The organism is Williamsia sp. CHRR-6 (assembly GCF_018474015.1).
Lineage (GTDB): Bacteria > Actinomycetota > Actinomycetes > Mycobacteriales > Mycobacteriaceae > Williamsia_A.
In genome coordinates this window covers 193,739-216,832 of the sequence record NZ_JAHCSG010000005.1, presented here as the reverse complement: position 1 = coordinate 216,832, position 23,094 = coordinate 193,739, and the positions used below count along the sequence as shown (strand labels likewise).

At 68.4% G+C, this 23,094-nt stretch carries 21 protein-coding genes and 1 riboswitch; of the genes, 3 read left to right on the top strand and 18 right to left on the bottom strand.

The genetic code is table 11. The annotated features are described in order from the left end of the window. The 3 genes from zwf to pgl are packed head-to-tail and all read left to right on the top strand — an operon-like array spanning nt 1 to nt 3,231. The gene (zwf, locus tag KIK15_RS14825) at nt 1-1,539 is read left to right on the top strand and encodes a glucose-6-phosphate dehydrogenase (protein ID WP_214245475.1); all 1,539 of its coding nucleotides are present in this window, start codon (nt 1-3) and stop codon (nt 1,537-1,539) included. Nucleotides 1,540-1,585: 46 nt separating this feature from the next. Next, the gene (locus KIK15_RS14820; protein WP_214245474.1) at nt 1,586-2,497 is read left to right on the top strand and encodes a glucose-6-phosphate dehydrogenase assembly protein OpcA; all 912 of its coding nucleotides are present in this window, start codon (nt 1,586-1,588) and stop codon (nt 2,495-2,497) included. Continuing rightward, on the top strand, nt 2,494-3,231 hold the full coding sequence (gene pgl, locus KIK15_RS14815; RefSeq protein ID WP_214245473.1) for a 6-phosphogluconolactonase: 738 nt from the start codon (nt 2,494-2,496) through the stop codon (nt 3,229-3,231). Before KIK15_RS14820 ends, pgl begins: the two co-directional genes overlap by 4 nt. Before the next feature lie 38 nt (nt 3,232-3,269). Here pgl and ppc read toward each other — a convergent pair whose 3' ends face one another. The 18 genes from ppc to def all read right to left on the bottom strand — a co-directional run bounded on the left by ppc (nt 3,270) and on the right by def (nt 23,037). Then, nucleotides 3,270-6,101: a phosphoenolpyruvate carboxylase gene (ppc, locus tag KIK15_RS14810; RefSeq protein WP_214245472.1), complete on the bottom strand. Its 2,832-nt coding sequence runs from the start codon at nt 6,099-6,101 to the stop codon at nt 3,270-3,272. A 42-nt stretch (nt 6,102-6,143) separates the two neighbouring features. Further along, the gene (gene secG / locus KIK15_RS14805) at nt 6,144-6,377 is read right to left on the bottom strand and encodes a preprotein translocase subunit SecG (protein ID WP_214245471.1); all 234 of its coding nucleotides are present in this window, start codon (nt 6,375-6,377) and stop codon (nt 6,144-6,146) included. Between the two features lie 107 nt (nt 6,378-6,484). Next, nucleotides 6,485-7,273, bottom strand: coding sequence for a triose-phosphate isomerase (gene tpiA / locus KIK15_RS14800; protein WP_214245470.1), 789 nt, complete (start codon nt 7,271-7,273; stop codon nt 6,485-6,487). A 4-nt stretch (nt 7,274-7,277) separates the two neighbouring features. Then, nucleotides 7,278-8,489: a phosphoglycerate kinase gene (gene pgk, locus KIK15_RS14795; RefSeq protein ID WP_214245469.1), complete on the bottom strand. Its 1,212-nt coding sequence runs from the start codon at nt 8,487-8,489 to the stop codon at nt 7,278-7,280. Nucleotides 8,490-8,506: 17 nt separating this feature from the next. Beyond that, on the bottom strand, nt 8,507-9,523 hold the full coding sequence (gene gap / locus KIK15_RS14790; RefSeq protein ID WP_214245468.1) for a type I glyceraldehyde-3-phosphate dehydrogenase: 1,017 nt from the start codon (nt 9,521-9,523) through the stop codon (nt 8,507-8,509). Between the two features lie 270 nt (nt 9,524-9,793). After that, nucleotides 9,794-10,771 (bottom strand): DNA-binding protein WhiA, encoded by a 978-nt coding sequence (gene whiA, locus KIK15_RS14785; protein WP_214245662.1) that lies wholly within the window; start codon nt 10,769-10,771, stop codon nt 9,794-9,796. An 87-nt stretch (nt 10,772-10,858) separates the two neighbouring features. Beyond that, entirely contained in the window at nt 10,859-11,884 is a 1,026-nt protein-coding gene (yvcK, locus tag KIK15_RS14780; protein ID WP_214245467.1) for a uridine diphosphate-N-acetylglucosamine-binding protein YvcK, read from the bottom strand. Further along, nucleotides 11,881-12,891: an RNase adapter RapZ gene (gene rapZ / locus KIK15_RS14775; RefSeq protein ID WP_214245466.1), complete on the bottom strand. Its 1,011-nt coding sequence runs from the start codon at nt 12,889-12,891 to the stop codon at nt 11,881-11,883. Before rapZ ends, yvcK begins: the two co-directional genes overlap by 4 nt. Beyond that, a complete protein-coding gene (gene uvrC / locus KIK15_RS14770; protein ID WP_214245465.1) occupies nt 12,888-14,993 on the bottom strand; it encodes an excinuclease ABC subunit UvrC in 2,106 nt (701 codons plus the stop codon). The genes rapZ and uvrC overlap by 4 nt, the downstream gene beginning before the upstream one ends. Nucleotides 14,994-15,115: 122 nt before the next feature. Further along, nucleotides 15,116-15,613 carry a PH domain-containing protein gene (locus KIK15_RS14765; RefSeq protein ID WP_214245464.1) on the bottom strand — a complete coding sequence of 166 codons (498 nt, stop codon included), beginning with the start codon at nt 15,611-15,613 and terminating at the stop codon, nt 15,116-15,118. Next, nucleotides 15,610-16,098 carry a 6,7-dimethyl-8-ribityllumazine synthase gene (ribH, locus tag KIK15_RS14760; protein ID WP_214245463.1) on the bottom strand — a complete coding sequence of 163 codons (489 nt, stop codon included), beginning with the start codon at nt 16,096-16,098 and terminating at the stop codon, nt 15,610-15,612. The genes KIK15_RS14765 and ribH overlap by 4 nt, the downstream gene beginning before the upstream one ends. Then, nucleotides 16,095-17,402, bottom strand: a complete 1,308-nt coding sequence (locus KIK15_RS14755) for a bifunctional 3,4-dihydroxy-2-butanone-4-phosphate synthase/GTP cyclohydrolase II (protein WP_214245462.1) — start codon at nt 17,400-17,402, stop codon at nt 16,095-16,097. The genes ribH and KIK15_RS14755 overlap by 4 nt, the downstream gene beginning before the upstream one ends. Beyond that, nucleotides 17,402-18,049, bottom strand: a complete 648-nt coding sequence (locus KIK15_RS14750) for a riboflavin synthase (protein ID WP_214245461.1) — start codon at nt 18,047-18,049, stop codon at nt 17,402-17,404. Before KIK15_RS14750 ends, KIK15_RS14755 begins: the two co-directional genes overlap by 1 nt. A gap of 51 nt (nt 18,050-18,100) precedes the next feature. Further along, nucleotides 18,101-18,270, bottom strand: a riboswitch (FMN riboswitch). A 62-nt stretch (nt 18,271-18,332) separates the two neighbouring features. Further along, nucleotides 18,333-19,319 carry a bifunctional diaminohydroxyphosphoribosylaminopyrimidine deaminase/5-amino-6-(5-phosphoribosylamino)uracil reductase RibD gene (gene ribD, locus KIK15_RS14745; protein WP_214245661.1) on the bottom strand — a complete coding sequence of 329 codons (987 nt, stop codon included), beginning with the start codon at nt 19,317-19,319 and terminating at the stop codon, nt 18,333-18,335. A 46-nt stretch (nt 19,320-19,365) separates the two neighbouring features. Beyond that, a complete protein-coding gene (gene rpe / locus KIK15_RS14740) occupies nt 19,366-20,019 on the bottom strand; it encodes a ribulose-phosphate 3-epimerase (protein ID WP_214245660.1) in 654 nt (217 codons plus the stop codon). Between the two features lie 74 nt (nt 20,020-20,093). Then, complete coding sequence (locus KIK15_RS14735) at nt 20,094-21,521, bottom strand: RsmB/NOP family class I SAM-dependent RNA methyltransferase (protein ID WP_214245460.1); 1,428 nt, start codon at nt 21,519-21,521, stop codon at nt 20,094-20,096. Next, nucleotides 21,518-22,441: a methionyl-tRNA formyltransferase gene (gene fmt / locus KIK15_RS14730; RefSeq protein ID WP_214245459.1), complete on the bottom strand. Its 924-nt coding sequence runs from the start codon at nt 22,439-22,441 to the stop codon at nt 21,518-21,520. Before fmt ends, KIK15_RS14735 begins: the two co-directional genes overlap by 4 nt. Further along, nucleotides 22,438-23,037, bottom strand: coding sequence for a peptide deformylase (def, locus tag KIK15_RS14725; RefSeq protein ID WP_214245458.1), 600 nt, complete (start codon nt 23,035-23,037; stop codon nt 22,438-22,440). Before def ends, fmt begins: the two co-directional genes overlap by 4 nt. Nucleotides 23,038-23,094 lie beyond the last annotated feature (57 nt).

The window sequence follows — 23,094 nt, the reverse complement described above, 5'->3', positions numbered from 1 at the left end:
GTGGCCAGTGCAGTCGAGTCGGACTGGGTCAACCCCCTCCGGGACTCGCGTGACAAGAGGCTGCCTCGGATCGCCGGACCGTGCAGCCTGGTCATCTTCGGTGTCACCGGCGATCTGGCTCGGCGCAAGCTGATGCCGGCGGTGTATGACCTGGCCAACCGCGGTCTGTTACCGCCGAGTTTCGCTCTGGTCGGGTTCGCCCGCCGGGACTGGGACAACGAGGACTTTGGTCAGGTGGTGCACGACGCGGTTCGCCAACACGCGCGCACCCCCTTCCGCGAGGAGGTGTGGGAGCGACTGGCCGAGGGCTTCCGGTTCGTGCAGGGCTCGTTCGACGACGATGCGGCCTTCGATCATCTCGTCGCCACGTTGACCGAACTCGACGAGCAACGCGGCACCGACGGCAACCACGCCTTCTACCTGTCCATCCCGCCGAAGGCGTTCCCGACGGTCTGCGGGCAACTGCGTCGGTCGGGGTTGTCGCATCAGGCCGACAACCGGTGGCGACGAGTGGTCATCGAGAAGCCGTTCGGCCACGACCTCGACAGCGCCCGCGAGCTCAACACGATCGTCAACAGTGTGTTCCCCGAGGACTCGGTGTTCCGCATCGACCACTACCTCGGCAAGGAGACGGTCCAGAACATCCTGGCGCTGCGGTTTGCCAACCAGTTGTTCGACACCCTGTGGAGTTCGCACTACATCGACCACGTACAGATCACGATGGCCGAGGACATCGGGCTCGGCGGACGAGCGGGCTACTACGACGGGATCGGCGCCGCCCGCGATGTCATCCAAAACCACCTGCTGCAACTGCTGGCGCTGGTGGCGATGGAGGAACCGGTGTCGTTCGAGCCGCGCGAGTTGCAGGCCGAGAAGATCAAGGTGCTCTCGGCGACCCGAAACATCCTGCCCCTGTCCGAGAACACCGCGCGCGGGCAGTATGGGCCGGGATGGCAAGGCAGTCAACAGGTTCCGGGCCTGGTCGACGAGGAGGGCTTTGCCGACTCGACCACCGAGACCTACGCGGCCATCGCGGTGGAGGTCAACAGCCGCCGGTGGGCCGGGGTGCCCTTCTATCTGCGGACCGGAAAACGCTTGGGCCGCAGGGTCACCGAGATCGCGCTGGTGTACAAGAAGGCACCGCACCTGCCCTTCGACGCAACCATGACCGAGGAGCTGGGCGAGAACGCGCTGGTCATCCGCGTGCAGCCGGATGAGGGCATCACCCTGCGGTTCGGTTCCAAGGTTCCGGGCAGCGGGATGCAGGTACGCGACGTGAACATGGACTTCAGCTACGGACAGTCGTTCACCGAGTCGTCGCCGGAGGCCTACGAGCGGCTGATCCTGGACGTGTTGCTGGGTGAGCCGTCGTTGTTCCCCGTGTCGGCCGAGGTGGAACTGTCGTGGAAGATCCTCGATCCCGTGCTTGAGGAGTGGGCCGCCTCCGGAAAACCCGACACCTACGAGTCCGGCAAGTGGGGGCCGCAATCGGCCGACGAGATGATGGCCCGCACGGGTCGGGCCTGGCGTCGGCCGTGACCGACTCTGTCTCCCCGGATCCACTGTCTGCGAAGGAATCTCAGCGATGATCGTCGATTTGCCCGCCACCACCACCGAGGTCGTGAGCAAGAAGCTGGTGTCGGTGCGCGACAGTGGCGGCGCCGTCACCCTCGGTCGGGTCCTGACCTTGATCGTGTGCGCGGACGAGGGTGAGCCGACCGAGGGCGCCATCGAAGCGGCCAATGCCGCCAGCCGCGAGCATCCCTGTCGGCTCATCGTGGTCTCCCGCGGCAACCGGGAGGCGGCCACCCGTCTCGACGCCCAGATACGGGTGGGCGGTGACGCCGGCGCCTCGGAGGTGGTGGTGCTACGGCTCTACGGCGAGTTGGCCGAGCACGCCGAGAGCGTTGTGATGCCCTTCCTGCTGCCCGACACCCCGGTGGTCACCTGGTGGCCTGGTGAAGCACCCGCGACGCCGTCGCAGGATCCGATCGGGCGACTGGGGACGCGACGTATCACCGACGCCACCAAGGCCACCGACCTGGACTCGGTGCTGGCCGGGCGACTGGCCGGCTACGCGCCCGGCGATTCAGACCTCGCGTGGTCGCAGATCACCTACTGGCGTGCCATCCTGACCTCGGGGCTGGACCGCCCGCCGCATGAGCCTGTGGTGCGTGCAGTGGTCTCCGGCCCGGCCCAGTCCCCCGCGATCGACCTGTTGGCCGGCTGGCTGCGGGCCCAGCTCGGTGTGAGTACCGAACGCACGATCGGCAGCTTCGAAGTGCGGCTGGAACGGGCGTCGGGGACCCTGGTGCTGGCGGTGGATCAGAACAACAACGCAGTCCTGACCAATCCGGGTAAGCCAGACGGCAAGGTGGCGATGATTGCTCGTGGTGTGCGCGACCACATCGCCGAGGAGCTGCGCCGCCTCGACCCGGACGAGATCTACCACCTCGCCCTCCAGGGCGTGGCCGAAGTGACGGTGGTTCCCTCATGAATCCAGAAGTGGTTGTCGCCGAAGACAAGTCGGAGCTGGTGGCGCAGGCCGGGGCCCGGTTCGTCGACACGGTGCGGGCAGCTCAGGCCGAACGGGGCACGGCGTCTGTGGTCCTGACCGGCGGCAGCAACGGCATCGCCCTGTTGGAGTGGTTGCGCGAACACAGCTCCGGGGTGGACTGGTCGGCAGTCGACGTCTGGTTCGGAGACGACCGGTTCGTGCCGCACGACGACGCCGAACGCAATCACGGACAGGCCGCGACGGCGTTGCTGGACCACGTTCGGGTCGATCCGGCACGAGTATTCGCCATGGCACCCTCCGACGGCGACTTTGGTGACGACATCGCCGCTGCGGCAGCCGATTACGCGCGGCTGCTCGCCGAGCACGCGAGCGAGGGAGCGCGGGTTCCAAGGTTCGACGTGCACCTGCTCGGCATGGGTGGTGAGGGCCACCTCAACTCGTTGTTCCCCCACACCGACGCCCTCGCCGAGACCACCGAGACCGTGGTGGCGGTGACCGATTCACCAAAGCCGCCGCCGGCCCGGATCACGTTGACCGTGCCTGCGGTCAACCAGGCGCGCGAGGTGTGGTTCCTGGTGGCGGGTACCGACAAGGCCGAGGCGACCGCAGCCGGAGTGAACGGCGGCGACCCGGTGCAGTGGCCATGCGCTGCGGTGCGGGGTACCGAGGCCACGGTGTGGTTCCTGGACCGCAGCGCGGCAGCGCTTCTCTGATCAGCGCGGCAGCGCTCCTCCGGCCCTCGCGGCGGGGCCTATCCGCTGTTTCGTAGTGCGGTGGCCAGACCGTTCATGGTGAGCTGGATCCCGCGTCGCACCTGATCGGAGTCCTCACCGGCACGAAAACGCTTCAACAGCTCCAGCTGCAGCAGGTTCAGCGGCTCGAGGTAGGGGAACCGGTTGAACACCGACCGCGCCAGGGCCGGGTTGTCGGCCAACAGATCGTCTGATTCGGTGATGGCGAAGTACATCTCGGTGGTGCGTCGGTGCTCGTCGGTGATCATGCCGAACACCCGCTCGCGTAGCTCGGTGTCGGCGACCAGGTGTGAGTAGCGTTCGGCCAGGCCGAGGTCCGACTTGGCCAACACTTGCGCCATGTTCGACATCACGGTCGAGAAGAACGGCCACCGGCGGTACAGGTCGCGCAGTGTGTCCAGCTTGGCCGGGTCGTCGGCCACCCATTCGGCGAACGCCGACCCCGTCCCGTACCAGCCGGGCAGCATCACCCGGCATTGGGTCCATGACAGCACCCACGGGATGGCGCGCAGGTCGGAGATCTTCTCGGTCTGCTTGCGGGAGGCGGGTCGGCTGCCGATGTTGAGCGAACCGATCTCCGACAACGGGGTGGAGCTGGTGAAGTATTCAACGAAGCCTGGTGTCTGGTGCACCAGTCGGCTGTAGGCGGCCCGGGCCAGTCCGGCGACCTCGTCCATCACCGCATAGGCCGCCTCGGCGGTGTCGCCGAGGCCTTCGGTGTCGAGCAGGGTCGATTCGATGGTGGCGGCCAGCAGCGTCTCCAGGTTGCGTTTGGCCAGAACGGGTTCGGCGTACTTGGCGGCGATCACCTCACCTTGTTCGGTGATCCGCAGCGAGCCCTGCACTGCGCCGGGTGGTTGGGCGAGGATGGCGTCGTAGCTGGGACCGCCGCCGCGCCCGACGGTGCCGCCGCGGCCGTGGAACAGCCGTAGGCGGATGCCTGCCTGCGCGGCTGCCTCCACCAGGTCAAGTTCGGCGCGATACAGCGCCCAGTTCGCGGCCAAGTACCCGCCGTCCTTGTTGGAGTCGGAGTAGCCCAGCATGATTTCCTGCAGCCCACCCTGAGACTCGATCAACGCGCGGTACAGCGGCACGTCGAGTATCGCCAACAGGGTGGCGGCCCCCTGCTGCAGGTCTTCGATGGTCTCGAACAGCGGCACCACCCGCACGCTGCAGCGGGGGCCGGTGCCGTCGGCGTCGGGTTCGAACAGCCCGGCCTCCTTGAGCAGGATCATCGCCTCCAGCATGTCGCTGACCGAGGTGCACATGCTGATCACGTAGTTGGGCACCGATTCCGGTCCGTAGCGGGCGACTGCGGTTGCGGCCGCGCCGACGATCGCGAGTTCCTTGGCGGCCAGCTTCGCCAGCGGTGCGCCGGGCCGGACCAGGGGGCGACGGTTGGTCAGCTCTCGCGTCAGCAGCGCCACGCGGTCGGCTTCGCCCAGACCGCGATAGTCCGAGTGCACTCCCGACCATCGCATCAGCTCGGCGATCACCTCCTCGTGGACATCGGAGTTCTGCCGCAGGTCCAGACCGGACAGGTGGAACCCGAAGGTGCGCACAGCTTCCCGGAGTCGAAGCAACCGGTCGTCGGCCAGGTCGGCGTCGTGGTTCGCGCGCAGTGACGCGTCGATCACATCGAGGTCGGCGAGCAGCTCTGGGGCGGTGGAGTACGCCGGGGCACCTTCCACCACGAACTCGTCGAGAAGGATGGGCGCGTCGGTCCCGAATCGGTCGAATGCGGTGGCAAGCAGACGGGAGCGTATGTGACGCAGCGCTTCTCGATAAGGTTCATCCGACGGCGGGGTGGCGCCAGAGCCCAGCTGCAGCACCTCGTCGCTGACGGTGGTCAGCCGGGCCGACAAGCTCAGCTCCTGGGCCAGGGTCCGCAGCTCGGTGAGGTGATGTTTCAGGGCTGTGCCTGCGGCGCGACCGGTCGCCAGGGCGACGATCTCGTCGGTCACGAACGGGTTGCCGTCGCGGTCTCCCCCGATCCACGAGCCCATCCGCACGATCGGCTCGTCGCCGAGGCCCGCACCTGGGAACAGCTCGCGCAGGCGGGTGCGCAGCGTTGCGTTGAGGGTTGGGATGACGTCGAAGAACGCGGCGTCGTAGTAGCGCAGACCCACCTCGATCTCGTCCTGGATCCGCAAGCGCTGCAGCCGGATCAACGCGGTCTGCCACAGGGTGAGGATCTGCCTGCGGATGTCGGCGGCCACCTCGGCCTCCTCGTCCGGGGTCAGCTCGGTGCGTGTCCGAAAGCGCATCAGGTCGGTGATCCGACGCTGGGTCTCGAACACGGTGCGCCGCCGCGTCTCGGTGGGGTGTGCGGTGATGACGGGCACCACCACGGCATCGGCGAGGGCACCACCGACGGTGGTGTCGTCGAGATCGGCGGCGGCGAGCTTGGCGTAGGTGGCGGCCAGGGAGCTGTCGACCGGCGGCTCACCCGCGCGGATGTGCAACGTACGCCGACGCTCACGGTGGATGTCCTCGGCGAGGTTGGCCAGCAAGGCGAAGTGGCTGAACGCCCGGATCACCGGGACGGCAGCGCCGATGTCGATCCCGTCGAGCAAGGCGGCCAGATCGTCGCGGTCGATCTCCGAGCGCCGGATGCGAAACGACTCGACACGGGCCCGTTCGACCAGCCCGAAGATGTCCTCTCCGGCGTGTTCGCGAATGATGTCACCGAGCAGACCGCCGAGGAAACGGATGTCCTCGCGCAGCGGTTCGGTTGCGGCGCGGCCGGTCTCGGTCGAGCCGACCGACGCGTGGGCGGGTGACGTGGCAAGGCCGGGGTCAGTACTCGAGGTGGCGACGGAGTCGGTCATGCCCTCAGTATCCCGGGCTCGGCCCGGTCCGGCAGGCCGAGGTCAACTCAGCTTGATGTAGAGACCCACGCCTACGATGAGGATCGACCAGATGACGCCCACGAAGATGGTGAGCCGGTCGAGATTGCGTTCCACGACGCTCGAGCCCGACAGGCTCGATTGCACACCGCCACCGAACAGTGACGACAGACCGCCGCCCTTGCCCCGGTGCAGCAAGACCAGGACCACCAGGATCACGCTGGTGACGACCAAGCCGATGTCCAATGCGAGCTTCACGAGCGGTAGTCCTTCGGTGTCGACGACGGTAGAGGCGGCCACGACGGCCAGTCGAGCCTAGCGTACGGGGTGCGCGCTGCGGCACACCGCGCGCCTGGAGCTCCGGCTCAGGGCAGTGGGCCACCGGCCGCGATCGCCGAAAGGGTTGCGAACTCGTCGGACTTCAACGAGGCACCGCCCACCAGCGCACCGTCCACGTCGGGCTGACCCACGATCTCGCCGACGTTCTTGGCGTTGACCGAACCGCCGTAGAGGATGCGCACACCGGCGGCGACGTCAGCTCCCGCCAGCTCGGCGACGGTCGCCCGAATCGCGGCGCAGACCTCCTGCGCGTCGGCGGCACTGGCCACCCGACCGGTCCCGATGGCCCAGACCGGTTCGTAGGCGATCACGATCTTGGCGATCTGCTCGGCGGCGAGACCGGCCAGTGAGCCCCGGAGCTGGGCCACGTTGTGGGCCACGTGATCACCGGCCTCACGGATTTCGAGCCCCTCACCGATGCAGACGATCGGGGTCAGGGCGTGTCGCAATGCCGCCGAGGTCTTGGCCAGCACGACCTCGTCGGTCTCCCCGTGCAGGGTGCGACGCTCGGAGTGGCCGACCACGACGAACGTGCAGCCCAGTTTGGCCAGGAACGAACCGCTGATCTCCCCGGTGTAGGCACCGGCGTCGTGGGCCGAGAGATCCTGCGCGCCATAGGTGATCAGGAGTTTGTCGCCCTCGACGACGGTCGACACGCTGCGGATGTCGGTGAAGGGCGGGATGACCGTCACATCGACCTTGTCGAAGTACTTGGCGGGCAGAGCGAAAGCGATCTTCTGGACCAACGCGATGGCCTCGAGGTGGTTGAGGTTCATCTTCCAGTTGCCGGCGATCAAGGGCTTGCGGGTGGCCACGAGTTCAGTCCTCCAAGACGGTCAGTCCGGGCAACTGCTTGCCCTCCAAGTACTCCAGCGATGCGCCACCGCCGGTCGAGATGTGGGAGAACCCGTCGTCGGGCAACCCCAGCGTTCGCACGGCAGCAGCCGAGTCACCGCCGCCAACCACGCTGAACGCACCCGCTGCGGTGGCTGCGGCAATCGCCTCGGCGACTCCCCGGGTGCCCGCGGCGAACTTGTCGAACTCGAACACCCCGGCCGGGCCGTTCCAGAAGATGGTCTTTGCCCCACCGAGCACCGCTGCGAACCGCTTGACCGATTCCGGCCCGATGTCCAGACCCATCCATCCGTCCGGGATCTGGTCGGAGGAGACGACCTTCGACTCCGCGTCGGCGGAGAACGAGTGGGCGACCACCACGTCGATCGGCAGATGGATCACGTCTCCGTACTTCGCGAGCAGGTCTGCACAGACCTCGACCTGATCCTGCTGCAGCAGCGAGTCCCCCACCGAGAACCCCTGGGCAGCGATGAACGTGAACGCCATGCCGCCACCGATGACCAGCGTGTCGACCTTGGGCGCCAGGGACTCGATGACGCCGAGCTTGTCTGAGACCTTCGATCCGCCCAGCACCACCGCGTAGGGCCGCTCCACCTCGTCGGTGAGCTTGCGCAGCACGGTCACCTCGGAATCGACCAGACCGCCCGCGTAGTGCGGTAGCAGCTTGGCCACGTCGTAGACCGACGCCTGTTCCCGATGCACCACTCCGAACCCGTCGGAGACGAACGCGCCGTGCGGGCCGACCAACTCGACCAGGGCCTGGGCCAGCGCCTCACGCTCGGCCGGATCCTTGCTGGTCTCGCGCGGATCGAACCGAATGTTCTCCAACAGCAGCACATCACCGTCGGTGAGACCTTCGGCACGTGCCAGCGCGTCGGTGCCCACCACGTCGACCGCCAACTGCACGTTGCGCCCGAGCTCCTGCCCGAGACGCTCGGCGACCGGGGCCAGTGAGTACTGCGGGTCGGGGGCACCCTTGGGTCGGCCCAGGTGTGCGGTCACGATGACCGCTGCCCCGGCGTCGGCGAGCGCGGCGATCGTCGGCGCCGAGGCGATGATGCGCCCGGCGTCGGTGATGGTGGTGCCGTCGAGGGGGACGTTGAGGTCTGAGCGCACCAGCACGGTGCGCCCTGAGACCCCAGCCGCGAGCAGATCGTTCAGCGATGCGATCGACATGAGGTGTTCTCGACCGCCTAGAGGGACTTGCCGACGAGACCGATGAGGTCGACGAGACGGTTGGAGTAGCCCCACTCGTTGTCGTACCAGGAGACGATCTTGGCCTGGTCGTCGATCACCTTGGTCAGCCCGGCGTCGAACAGCGAGCTGTGCGGGTCGGTGACGATGTCCGACGACACGATCGGTGCGTCGTAGTACTTGAGGATGCCCTTGAGCTTGCCCTCGGCGGCCGCCTTCATCGCCGCGTTGATCTCCTCGACGGTGGCTGCGGTCCGCAGGTGCGCGGTGAGGTCGGTGACCGACCCGGTCGGGATGGGCACACGCAGCGCGTACCCGTCGAGCTTGCCCTTGAGCTCGGGCAGCACCAGGCCGATGGCCTTGGCCGCACCGGTGGAGGTGGGGACCACGTTGATGCCGGCGGCTCGAGCGCGACGCAGATCCGAGTGCGGCCCGTCCTGCAGGTTCTGGTCCTGGGTGTAGGCGTGCACGGTGGTCATCAGGCCCTTGACGATGCCGAACTCGTCGTTGAGGACTTTCGCGATCGGTCCGAGACAGTTCGTGGTGCAGGAGGCGTTGGAGATGATGTTCTGGCTGCCGTCGTACTTGTCGTCGTTGACGCCCATCACGATGGTGATGTCCTCGTCGGAGGCGGGCGCGGAGATGATGACCTTCTTGGCTCCGGCATCGAGGTGGCCCTTGGCCTTCTCGGCCTTGGTGAAGATGCCGGTCGACTCGACGACCACGTCTACCCCCAGGTCACCCCACGGCAGCGCGGCCGGGCCTTCCTTGATCGACAGCCCCTTGATGCGCTGGCTGCCCACCACGATCTCATCACCGTCGACGCTCACCTCGTCGGCGAGGCGGCCGAGGATCGAGTCGAACTTCAGCAGGTGGGCCAGCGCCGAGTTGTCGGTCAGGTCGTTGACCGCGACGATCTCGATGTCGGTGGTCCCGAGCGCCTTCTGCGCCTCCACGGCACGGAAGAAGTTGCGGCCGATCCGGCCGAATCCGTTGACGCCTACCCGAACGGTCACAGTGTGCTCCTTGCTGGTGAGAGTGCTTGCTGGTGAGTGTTCTTGCTGCTGATGATGGTCGGAGTGATCGGGTGGCGCACCGCCGGTGATCACCTGCCGTCGGCGTGGACGGCCTCAGCCTAGCGACTGCGGACGCTACTGAGACTAGTGGTGGGGCGACTGGGCATCCCCACTCACCCGGCAACAGGAGATCGGGGCACCCGAGGCACCCGGTGGCCCAGGGTTCACCGGGTCTGGGATTCAGACGGTCGGGGAGGTCAGCGCCGGGCTTCAGGCGTCGTCGAGAAGATCGGAGGTGACCGCGGACTCGGTGTCGGGGATGCCCTCGGTGTGTGCCTTCTTGTCAGCCATCGACAGCAGCCGCCGAATCCGACCTGCGACGGCATCCTTGGTCATGGGTGGATCGGCCAGTTGTCCCAGCTCCTCCAGCGAGGCCTGTCGGTGTTCGACCCGCAATCGACCGGCGGCCACCAGGTGATCGGGCACGGTGTCGCCGAGGATCTCCAGGGCGCGTTCCACTCGGGCGGCTGCGGCCACCGCGGCGCGCGCCGAGCGACGCAGGTTCGCGTCGTCGAAGTTCGCGAGGCGGTTTGCGGTGGCACGCACCTCGCGTCGCATCCGGCGCTCTTCCCAGGTGAGTCGGGTGTCCTGCGCGCCCATCCGGGTCAGCAACGCACCGATCGCCTCACCGTCACGGATCACCACACGGTCGGCGCCACGCACCTCACGCGCCTTGGCCGACACCCCGAGTCGACGCGCCGCGCCCACCAATGCCAGGGCCGCCTCGGGTCCGGGACAACTGACCTCCAGCGCCGAGGACCGACCCGGCTCGGTGAGTGACCCGTGCGCGAGAAACGCACCGCGCCAAGCGGCCTCGGCGTCGGCGATCCCGCCGCCCACCACCTGCGCGGGCAGACCGCGCACCGGACGGCCGCGCAGGTCGAGCAGACCGGTCTGGCGGGCCAACGCCTCACCATCCTTGGTGACACGTACCTGATAGCGCGCGCCCTTGCGGATCCCGCCGCCGCGCACCACGTTGATGTCGGCGTTGTAGCCGTAGAGGTCGAAGATCTCCTTGCGTAGCCGCCGCGCCACGTTGCCCAGGTCAACCTCGGCCTCGACGACGACCCGGCCCGCCACGATGTGCAGGCCGCCGGCGAACCGCAGCAAGGCCGAGACCTCGGCCTTGCGGCAACTGATCTGCGTCACCACGAGTCGGCTCAGCTCGTCCTTGACGGCTGCTGTCATCGCCACCGGTCGTCGTCCTCCTGCCCAGGGCTGCACCGCGAGTTCGTGCGGGTTGACCGCCGAGGGACCGCTCACCGACCGCAACCTCTAGTCGAGAGCGTGCGGTCCGTCGACCGCCTCGACAGCGTAGCCACTGCGCACCTCGCCGCACAGCCCGAGCACCATGCTCGCAAGTTTCTCCGGATCGTGTACGTGGACACCCGGTCGCCCCAGGTCACCGACGTGCAGTCGTGCCCCGAACAGGGCTGCGGCCCGCGCGATGTGGTCGCGTTCGCGCCCCGGCGGCGCCGAACCCGCATCGACCAACACGTCATCGACCCGGAGTGCGTCGGCGTGCGCGTGCAGGACGTGCAGGTGTCGTTCCACCGAGAACCCGCTCGTCTCACCGGGTTCGGGTGCGAGGTTGACGAACAGCATCCGGCGCGCCGGTGTCGCGATGAGGGCCTCGAGTTGAGGTCCCACCAAAACATGCGGGATGACGCTGGAGAACCACGATCCCGGACCGAGGACCACCAGATCGGCAGCCATGATCGCCGACACCGCCTCATCGCAGGCAGGGGCATCGGCGGGCACCAGTCGCACGCGACGAACCTTGCCCGGCGTGGTGGCCACCGCCACCTGCCCGGCGATCACTCGACTTATCCGCGGATCGGCCTCCAGTCCCGACACGTCGGCCTCGATACCCAGCGGCACCGTGGACATCGGGAGCACACGACCGGTCACCCCGAACAGTCCCCGTAGCGCATCCAACGCCGCCACCGGGTCGCCGGTGATCTCGCACAGTCCGGCCAACAGCAGGTTGCCCACCGGATGCCCGGCAAGGGCACCGTGCCCGCCGAATCGGTGTTGTAGCAACGTGACCCAGCGTTGTGGGTCAGCGGCCGGGGCCGCACCGGCGCCGGGCGTCTGGGTGGCCAGCAGTGCCGCCAGGGCCATCCGCAGATCGCCCGGTGGGATCACCGGGAGCTCCGATCGCAGCCGGCCCGAGGAGCCACCGTCGTCGGCGACGGTCACCACCGCGGTCACGTCCTCGGTGATACGACGCATCGCGGTGAGCGTGGCGAACAGGCCGTGGCCGCCACCCAGCGCGACCACGCGACCGATGCCGCTCATTCGCGCCCCAGATCGCGGTGGACCACCCGCACCGGTGCGTCGTCGACGGCGTCGTCGAGCACCGCGGCACCGTCGCGTCCACGCAGTCGCCGCCTCATCTCTTCGGCCATGGCGACGCTGCGGTGCTTGCCGCCGGTACATCCGATGGCAACGGTCATGTAACGCTTGCCTTCTCGGTGATAGCCGCGTGCAGTCAGCCGGATCAGCTGCTCGTAGGCCGCGAGGTAGTCCTGCGCACCATCCTGTCCGAGCACGTAGTCGGCGACGGCGTCATCGCGGCCGTCGAGGTCGCGCAGTTCGGGCACCCAGTAGGGGTTGGGCAGAAATCGCATGTCGGCGACGAGGTCGGCGTCGATGGGCAATCCGTATTTGAAGCCGAACGACTCCACGGTGATCCGCACCCGGGTGGTGGCAGGTTGAGCGAAGGCGTTGTCGATGATCTCGCGCAACGCGGTCACCGACAGCACCGAGGTGTCGACCACCAGATCGGCCTGCTCGGCCACCGGACCGAGTACTGCTCGCTCCCGCGAGATGCCGTCGATCAGCGTGCCGTTGTCCTGTAGAGGATGTCGCCGCCGTACCTGCTCGAACCGACGCACCAGAGCACCGTCGTCGGCGTCGAGGAACAGCAGGCGCGGCGCTCGTCCACCGGCTTCGAGGTCGCGCCGCACGTCGGCCACCTCGGCGGCGAACGCGGTCGCCGTGGCGAAGGCGTTGGCCGAGGCGCGCATCACCACGGCGATCCGGGTCATCGACGGGTCATCGGCCCGGGTCACCTCGACCATGCTCGCGATCATCGACCCCGGTACGTTGTCGGCCACATACCAACCGAGGTCCTCGAGCAGCTTGGCCACCGTGCCGCGACCGGCACCTGACATCCCCGTCACCAACAACACATCGACCGGTCCACCCGACTCGGTGCCGGATTCGGCTGCGTCGGATTCCTGTGCGTCGGATTCCTGCGCGTCGGATTCTGTTGCGCTGGTGTCGGTGTCGGGACCGCTCATCGGTCACCTCCATCGGCGAGGGCTTGAGCCACTGCGGCTGCGGTGGCCGCCCCGATGCCGGGCACGGTGGCGATCTCCTCGACTGTGGCGTTGCGCAGTCGGGCCACCGAACCGAAATGCTGCACCAGCGCCGACCGGCGCGTCTGACCCAGACCCGGTACACCGTCGAGCACCGAGGCGGTCATGCGTTTGCTGCGCTTGCTGCGGTGGTAGGTGATGGCGAAACGATGCGCCTCGTCGCGCACCCGCTGCAGCAGGAACAACGCCTCACTGCTACGAGGGAAGATGACCGGATCCTCGTCATCGGGTGTCCAGACCTCCTCGAGTCGTTTTGCCAATCCCACCACGGCGACATCGGTGATGCCGAGATCATCAAGCACTGCGGCCGCGGCCCGCACCTGTGGACCGCCGCCGTCGACGACGAACAGGTTGGGCGGGTACGCGAACCGGCGGGGCCGACCGGTCGCAGGATCGAGTGCCGCCTCCGGGGCGAGATCGCCTCCGTTGGCCGACGACGCCTCGTCAGCGGACCGGGCCTGCCCGGTTGCGGTTGTGCCGGTGGGTAATCCAAGAGTGCCCGGCCCAGAGTCGTCCCGCGCACCGTGTTCGGGCGTGGGGTCCGGGTCGGCCCGGTGCCGGAGGAACCGGCGGCGTGTCACCTCGGCGATCGAGGCAACGTCATCGGAGCGGCCGTCACCGGCCGCCTCCTTGATCGCGTAGTGCCGATAGTCGGACTTACGCGGCAGCCCGTCCTCGAAGACCACCAGCGAGGCCACCACGTCGGTGCCCTGCACATGGGAGATGTCTATGCACTCGATGCGCAGCGGTGCGATGTCGAGGCCGAGCGTCTCCTGAATCTCGGTCAGCGCGGCCGATCGGGTGGTCAGATCGCCGGCCCGCCGCAACTTGTGCTGGGTCAGCGCTTCACCGGCGTTGCGTTCCACCGTGTCGAACAGCGCCTTCTTGTCCCCCCGCTGCGGCACACGCAGATCGACCGCCGACCCGCGAAGCTCGCTGAGCCACCGCACGAATCCCTCGGGGTCGGGCGGGAGTACCGGCACCAGAACCTCTTTGGGCACGGGCTCGGCCGCAGCGTGATCGCCTGCGACGGCGACCGTGGCGTCCTGGTCGACCTGCGCTCCGTAGAACTGCGTGAGGAACTGCCCGACCTGTTCGGCCATGGCAGCCTCGGCAGCAGAGTCGGCGTCGGCGGCGTCGACCACGTCGGTCCGTTCCACCACCCACCCGCGTTCACCCCGTACCCGCCCGCCGCGTACGTGGAAGATCTGCACCGACACCTCGAGATCGTCGGCCACCATCGCGATGACGTCGGCGTCGGTACCGTCACCGAGGACCACCGCCTGCTTCTCCATCGCCCGCCGCAGTGCCCCGATGTCATCGCGAAGCCGCGCAGCCTTCTCGAAGTCGAGTTCGGCTGCCGCGGTGGCCATCTGGTTGTCCAGATGCTTGATCAACCGGTCGGTGCGACCGGCGAGGAAGTCGCAGAAGTCCTCGACTATCGCACGGTGCTCGGCGGCATCGACCCGGCCCACACACGGCGCCGAACACTTGTCGATGTAGCCCAACAGGCAGGGCCGGTCGATCTGTCGGTGCCGGCGGAACACCCCGGCCGAACACGTGCGAGCGGGAAAGACTCGCGTCAACAGGTCGAGCGTCTCGCGGATGGCCCAGGCGTGCGAATACGGTCCGAAATACCGGACCCCCTTGCGGCGCGGTCCCCGATAGACGAACAGTCGCGGATACTCCTCGTTCAGGGTCACCGCCAGCATCGGATAGGTTTTGTCGTCGCGGTAGCGGACGTTGAACCGCGGGTCGAACTCCTTGATCCAGTTGTATTCGAGCTGCAGCGCCTCGACCTCGGTACCCACCACCGTCCACTCCACCGACGCCGCGGTGGTGACCATCTGGCGGGTCCGGGGGTGCAGGGTGGACAGGTCTGCGAAGTACGAGGTCAACCGCGACCGTAGGTTTTTCGCCTTGCCCACATAGATGACTCGCCCGTGACCGTCGCGGAATTTGTACACACCCGGCTGGACCGGGATGCTTCCCGGGGCAGGGCGATACGTGGACGGGTCAGGCACGATCCCAAGGGTAGTACGCCGCCCTGACGGTTCGGCCGGTGTGAAACTCAGGCCGGCTCGGCCGTGGTTGCCTCAGGCCGGCTCGGCCGTGGTTGCCTCAGGCCGGCTGGGCCGTGGTTGCCTCAGGCCGGCTCGGCCGGGTCCTGAGAGTGGCGCGCATGCAACTCGCGGAACGAGTCCATGGCCCCGACCGCAGCCAACCCGTCGTTGGCCTGGATCGCCATCACCGGCACGTAGTCGTCTCCCGGCAACTCCAACCGAGCCCAATGCCCCTTGTCCGGATACCAGATCCCGTTGACGTCAGCCCAGCCGAAGAAACGCTCCCCGATGAGGTTTCGGACCGCGACACCGTGTGGCCCCACCCGGATTCGCGGTCGGGTGAGCAGCAGGATGACGCCTCCGATGACCACGCCGATCAACGCCAGGCCCACCTGGTCGCTGAGCCGGAAGTCGACCCCGGTGTCCGAACTGCGCAGCAGCACCCCGATGACCACGTGGACGAGGACCACCACACCGGCCACCACCGCGGCGTAGCGAGGCGTGCGCACCGCGCGATAGGTCAGCTCCCAATCGGAGATGTCGTCTGGGTCGATACCACCCCGATCACTCGGAGCAGTCATACCGCCAACCCGCGAGCGCGCAGATCCGCGATGGCGATCGCCGAGGCCAGGGCCGCGGTGGCGGCTTGGGCGCCCTTGTCCTCGGCCGAGCCGGGCAGACCAGCCCGATCCAGCGCCTGTTGTTCGGTCAGGGTGGTCAACACACCGTTGCCGACCGGAGTCCGCTGATCGAGCGACACCCGGGTCAGCCCTGCGGTCACAGCGTCACAGACATAGTCGAAATGCGGTGTGTCGCCTCGAATCACGACACCCAGGGCGACCACGGCGTCGTGGGTGTCGGCGACGGCCTGCACCACCACAGGCAGCTCGATGGCTCCGGCCACCCGCACCACGGTGGGGGTGTCGATGTGCGCCTGTGCCGCCACCCGCAGCGCCCCGTCGAGCAGTGCGGTGCAGATGGTCTCGTGCCACTGCGAGGCCACGATCGCCAACCGCAGCCCGGCGGCGGCTCCGAGTTCGATGCTCGGTTCGCCTGCGCCACTCATGCCGATCCACCCGACACCGGGTCGGCAGCCACGGGATCCGTGGCGTCCGGGCGGCCGGAGTCGGACTCGACGGCTTCGTCGAGCCCGATCAGGTCGTGACCCATACGGTCTCGTTTGGTCCGCAGGTAGCGCAGGTTCTCGGCGTTGGCACGCACCGGCATCGGCACCCGCTCGGTGATCTGCAGCCCGTAGCCGTCGAGTCCCACCCGCTTGGCGGGGTTGTTAGTGAGTAGGCGCATGGACGAGACCCCCAGATCGACGAGAATCTGTGCGCCGAGCCCGTAGTCGCGGGCATCGGCGGGCAATCCGAGCTCCAGGTTCGCATCGACGGTGTCAGAACCGTTGTCCTGCAGCTGATACGCCTGCAGCTTGTGCAGTAGCCCGATACCTCGACCCTCGTGACCACGCATGTAGAGCACCACTCCCCGACCCTCGGCGGCGACCATGGCCATCGCCGCATCGAGCTGGGGACCGCAATCGCAGCGCAGCGACCCGAACACATCGCCGGTCAGACACTCCGAGTGCACGCGCACCAACACGTCATGACCCGCACCGTCCTCGCCGGCGATGTCACCCATGACCAACGCCACGTGCTCGACGTCGTCGTAGATGCTGGTGTACCCGACGGCACGAAAAGTCCCGTGCTCGGTGGGAATTCGCGCATCGGCGACACGCACCACATGCTTTTCGTTACGCCTCCGCCAGGCAACCAGATCGGCGATGGAGATCAGGGCCAGCCCGTGTTCGTCGGCCCAGGCCCGCAGCTCCTCGGTGTGGGCCATGGCGCCCTCGTCCTTCTGGCTGACGATCTCGCACAGGACACCCGCCGGGCCCAGTCCGGCCAACCGGGCCAGGTCGACGGCGGCCTCGGTGTGACCTGGACGTCGCAGGACACCACCTTCGCGAGCGCGCAACGGGACCACGTGCCCGGGCCGGGTGAAGTCGTTCGCACCGGTATCAGGGCTGGCGAGCAGGCGCATGGTCTGCGCTCGGTCGGAGGCGCTGATCCCGGTCCCGATCCCTTCCCGAGCATCCACCGTCACCGTATAGGCGGTGCCGTGCTTGTCCTGGTTGACGGCGAACATCGGTGGTAGTCCGAGCCGATCACAATCGGCGCTCTCAAGCGCGACACACAGGTAACCCGAGGTGTATCGCACCATGAACGCCACCAACTCGGGAGTCGCCTTCTCGGCGGCGAAGATCAGATCGCCTTCGTTCTCGCGATCCTCGTCGTCGACGACCACGACCGCCTTACCCGCGGCGATGTCGGCCACCGCCCGCTCGATGCTGTCCAGCGTCGCCATCACCCCACCTGCCCATCAGATACGACGGAACCATCCGCGCGGGTCGGGATCGACAGGCGCTCAACATATTTCGCGATCACATCCACCTCTAGGTTCACGGTGTCACCGACCGCCGCAGCCCCCAGGGTGGTGACGGTGAGTGTGGTGGGGATCAACGAGATCTCAAACCACGCGTCGGCTGCGCTCGGGTCGGACACAGCCGAGACGGTCAACGAGATGCCGTCGACGGTGATGGAGCCCTTCTCCACGACGTAACGCGCCACCTCGGTCGGCAGCGCGATGCGGATGACAGTCCAGTTCTGTGAGGGACTGATCGACAGGATGCGACCCACTCCGTCCACATGCCCCTGCACGATGTGACCGCCGAATCGACCCCCCGCCGACATCGCGCGCTCGAGGTTCACCGCGGCGCCCGCGTCGAGTCGGGCCAGCGAGCTGCGCCGTAACGTCTCGGCCATCACGTCGACGGTGAAGGAGTCCGGTGTGGGCGCAGACACCACGGTCAGACATACGCCGTTCACGGCGATGGAATCGCCGTGCCGCGCATCGGAGGTGACCAGAGGGCCGCGGACGGTGAACCGCGCCGCATCGGGCAGCTCCTCGCGGGAGACGATGGTCCCACGCTCTTCGACGATTCCGGTGAACACGATGCTCCTCGAGTCTGTTCGACCCAGGGCACGACGACCGCGACCACCGCGGCACGTTCTCGCTTCATCCGGACTATGACCGTCGGCTCCGGGATCACACCGGATCTGCTGACCCCGGAAACACTGGCGGCATCAGCCGCAGCGGTCCCGGGCGCTCGCGGGCTCGACGATCGCTCGCCATCACCGCCGGTGGGGAATCGCACCCCGCCCTGAGAACTTCCACCATCGAAACTAGCACAGCACCCAGCACCCGATCGGCCCGCTCACCTGCAGATAGTGCAGTTCATCGGGTTGATTTCAGCGTGAGCAGAACGTCGTCGCCCAGAGTCTGAACGCCGATCCGTTCGAATCGATGACCATCGGTGAGGGTCCGCACGGCGCCGTCCTCGACCGCTGCTGCACCCGCCCCGAGGATCAACGGTGCCAGGTACACCTGCACGCGGTCGACGAGGTCGGCGGCCACGAAGGCACCGATGACGCGTGGTCCCCCCTCGATCAGCACCGACAGGGCATCGTCGAGTGCGGCCAGCACCGCATGCGGGTCATGGCTGGGCACGATCAGGGTGGGCGCCTCGTCCGAGCGGATGCGGGCGTGCGCCGGCACCGCCCGCAGGCCCATCGCCACCCGGATCGGTTGCCGCGGATACAGGGATCCGTCGGGGCGTCGCGCGGTCAGCGCGGGATCGTCGGTGATCACCGTCCCGGTGCCCACGACGATGGCGTCGAGCTGGGAGCGATCGCGGTGTGCGTGTTCGCGGGCCTGCGCACCGGTGATCCATCGACTGCTGCCGTCCGGCGCCGCGATCCTGCCGTCGAGGGTGGCCGCGATCTTCACCGTCACGTGTGGACGACCGTGTGCGCGGCGGAACAGCCACTCGCACAGCGGACCTGCGGCCACCTCGTCGGCCAGGACGCCCCCGATCACCTCGATCCCGGCGGCGCGTAACGAATCCGATCCCCCGCCGGCGACCGGATCGGGATCGGTGACCGCGTAGGCCACCCGTACGATCCCGGCGGCGCGCAGCGCCGCGGTGCAGGGGCCGGTGCGGCCGGTGTGATCGCACGGTTCGAGGGTGACCACCGCGGTGCCCCCACGGGCCCGCTCGGCGGCGGCGCGCAACGCGATCACCTCAGCGTGCGGACCGCCCACGGGTTGGGTGTGTCCCACACCGGCAACCGATCCGTCCGCGGCCAGGATCACCGCCCCGACCGGGGGGTTGGGGCTGCTGACCCCTCGCGCACCGATCGAGGCCTCGATCGCCGTGCGCATGGCGGCGAGCACGGCCGGATCGACCGACGCTCCGCCCGGCGGCGTGTCAGCCACGCGCGGCGACGGCCTGGGCACGTAGTTGCTCGACCGCCACCGCAGGGTCGGCAGCGCCGTAGACCGCGGATCCGGCGACGAAACAGTCCACGCCGGCCTCGGCGGCCTGCTCGATGGTGTCGGCGTTGATGCCGCCGTCGATCTCGACGATGAGCCGCAGGTCGTGGGCGTCGACGCGGGCTCGGATGGCTCGCACCTTCGCCAGGACCTCGGGCATGAACGACTGCCCACCGAACCCGGGTTCCACGCTCATCACCAGCAGGGTGTCGAACTCGGAGAGGATGTCGAGGTACGGGTCGAGCGCGGTGCCGGGCTTGATGCTCAGTCCCGCCTTGGCCCCCGCGGCCCGGATGTCACGGCCCACCGCGACCGGATCATCGGTGGCCTCGGCGTGGAAGGTCACGTTGTGGGCGCCCGCCTCGGCGTACGGCGGCGCCCACCGGGCCGGGTCCTCGATCATCAGATGGCAGTCCAACGGGATGTCGGTCGCCTTGAGCAGGCTCTGCACCACCGGCAACCCCAGGGTGAGGTTGGGCACGAAGTGTGCGTCCATCACGTCGACGTGCAGCCAGTCGGCTGATCCGACCGCCGCGGACTCCGCGGCGAGGTTGGCGAAATCTGCGGACAGAATCGACGGGGCGATCATCGGCTGAGCCGGGCGGTGCGAGGACATGGCTGAAGATCCTATGCGCGCGCCGGACCGCCACCCCGCGGGTGTGTCTACTCGGTGCCGTGCTCGACGATGGTCACCGCGGCCAGGAACATGGCGTCGGTGCCGTGCCGGTGCGGCCACAGCTGCACGTATGGCGAATCGGGCAGATCAGGCACCGGCACCAACGGCCGGGCATCGATGATCTGTACTGAATCCATTTCGGCCACAACGGATTCGACCACACCGACCGTCTCCGCCGGGTGGGGCGAGCAGGTCGAGTAGACCACCACGCCGCCGGGTCGGGTCATCTCGATCGCGGCACGCAGCAACTGTCGCTGCAGCGCGACGAGCTCGGGCACATCCGATGGTTGCCGCCGCCACCGAGCTTCGGGTCTGCGGCGCAGCGAACCCAGCCCGGTGCACGGCGCGTCGACGAGGACCCGGTCGTAGCCGGGAGTCAGGCGACTGTCGCGGCCGTCGGCGACATGCACCGTCACCGGCAGGCCTGCGCACGCCTGCCGGACCAGTTCGGCGCGATGCTCCGAAGGCTCCACCGCGTCGAGGTGTGCGCCGTCGAGCTCGGCCACGGCGCCCAGCAGCGCGGCTTTCCCGCCCGGACCAGCGCACAGGTCCACCCACCGACCGGTGTCGGGACCCTCGAGCTGCGCCTGGGCCAGCGCCCGCGCGACCAGCTGGCTGCCTTCGTCCTGGACACCGGCCAGCCCGTCGCGCACCGCGTCCAGCGATCCCGGGTCGCCCGCGGACAGGTACACGCAGTACGGCGAGAACCGGCCCACCTCACCGCCGGTGGCGGAGGCGAGTTCCTCGGCCGTGATCAGCCCGGGTCGGGCCGCCAGGTGGACCAGGGGTCGAGCGTCGTCGGCGGCCAAAGCTGCGGCCAGCTCGCCGGCCCCGCCACCCAGCGCGTCGGCGAACACCTGCGCGATCCAACGCGGGTGGGCGTAGCGAAAGGCCAGGTAACCCACCATGTCCTGGGCCATCGGCGGCGCCAGCGCCTCGGTCCACAACTCGTCGTCGCGTTGGGAGATCTTGCGCAGCACGGCATTACAGAATCCGGCCGGGCCCTGCCCGGCCTCAGAACGGATCAGGTCCACCGAGGTCGAGACTGCGGCGTGGGCGCCGATCCGAGTGCGGAGCAGTTGGTATGCGCCCATGCGCAGCACGTCGAGAACCGGTCCGTCGATCTCGGCGACCGGACGACCTGACGCCGCGGCGATCACCTCGTCGAGTACCCCGAGCGCACGGCAGGTGCCGTAGGTGAGTTCGGTCGCCAGCGCGGCATCGCGGCCAGTGATCTTGCGTTCAGTCAACAACTTCGGCAACACCAGGTTGGCGTAGGCGTCGCGTTCGCGGACCGCACGCAACACGTCCCGGGTGGTCGCCCGCACCGGGTCGACAGCCTTGTCCCGGAGGTGGGCGGGGCGGTTGCCCGCTGCGCGCTCACGGCCGCCGGAGGTGTCGGCGCGACGGTTCATCGCAGCACCACACCGTCGTCGAGGTGGGCTCCGCGCGCCCAGTCCGCGGCGATCATCGCCTTCTTCCCCGGGGGTTGAACGGTGCTCAACCGCACCGGCGTCGAACCGGTACCCACCAGCACCTCACGCTTGCCTGCGCGCACAGCGCCAGCCGCCAACGCATCGGCGTCGGGGACCGGTGTCACCACGCCGATCTTCAGCCGCTGCTCCCCCAACCGGGTCCACGGTCCGGGCGCGGGGATGGCCGCACGCACCCGCCGGTCCACGATGTGCGCGGGCTGCTCCCACCGGATCCGGGCGTCGGCGGTACTCACCTTCGGCGCCACACTGACGCCCTCGGCGGGCTGTGGGACGGCCACCAGGTCGCCCCGATCGAGACCGTCGAGGGTGGCGACCATCAGCTCGGCACCTGCGCTGGACAGCCGGTCGAGCAGATCACCAGCGGTGTCGGTGGGCCGGATGCGTTCGGTCAGGGTGCCGTAGGTGGGTCCGGTGTCCAGACCGGCCTCGATCCGGAACGTGGTGGCCCCGGTGAACGTGTCGCCCGCGGCGATCGCCGCCTGCACCGGGGCGGCGCCGCGCCAGGCCGGCAGCAGCGAGAAGTGCAAGTTGATCCAACCGTGCACCGGCAGATCCAGCATCGATGCGGGCACCAACCCGCCGTAGGCGACCACGACCACGCATTCCGGGGCCCACGCGGCCAGCCGATCGCGGACGTCGGCGAGGCGCTCGGGGGTCAACACCTCGAGCCCGGCAGCGTCGGCCACCCGCCCGACCGGCGACCGGGTCACCGTGCGACCGCGGCCTGCCACCGCGTCGGGCCGGGTGATCACCCCGATGACGTCGTGGTCGGGGGCGCCCAGCAGCCGCTGCAGGGTGGGCACCGCGGGCTCGGGGGTTCCGGCGAAGGCGATCCTCACCCGCGCGCCGCCTCGGCGGATTCGGGTTGTGCTGCAGCGACCTGCGGACTGTCGACGGTCACGATCGGATACGAACCCGGATCGTCGGTGATGGTGATGTCGGCGGCAAACCACTGGCTGTGCCGCACCGCACGCATCGCCTCTTTGCGCACCGGGGCGTCGAGCCGCTGCAGAAACAGCACGCCGTCGAGGTGATCGGTCTCGTGTTGGACACACCGCGCCATGATGCCCTCGGCGGTGATGCTGATCGGCGCTCCGTCGCGGTCGACGCCCCGCACGGTGACCCGTTCGTGACGGGTGCATCGCGCGCGGATGCCGGGGATGGACAGACAGCCCTCGAAGTCGGTCTGCTGCTCGGTACCCTCCGCGGTCCAGACCGGGTTGATGATGTGCCCTCGGTGCCCGCCGCACGAGAAGGTGAACACGCGCGCCTCCACACCCACCTGGGTCGCGGCGAGCCCGGCCCCCTCGTGGGCGTCCATCGTCTCCATCATGTCCTCGACGAGTCTGGCCAGCTCGGGCGTGAACTCGGTCACCTCGGCGGCGCGCGCCCGCAGGACCGGGTCACCGAACACTCGAATCGGCAGTACAGCCACCGCAGGTTCCTTTCCACGAGAAGACGAATGAGTCGAGTCTATGGGGGTCACTCGCGC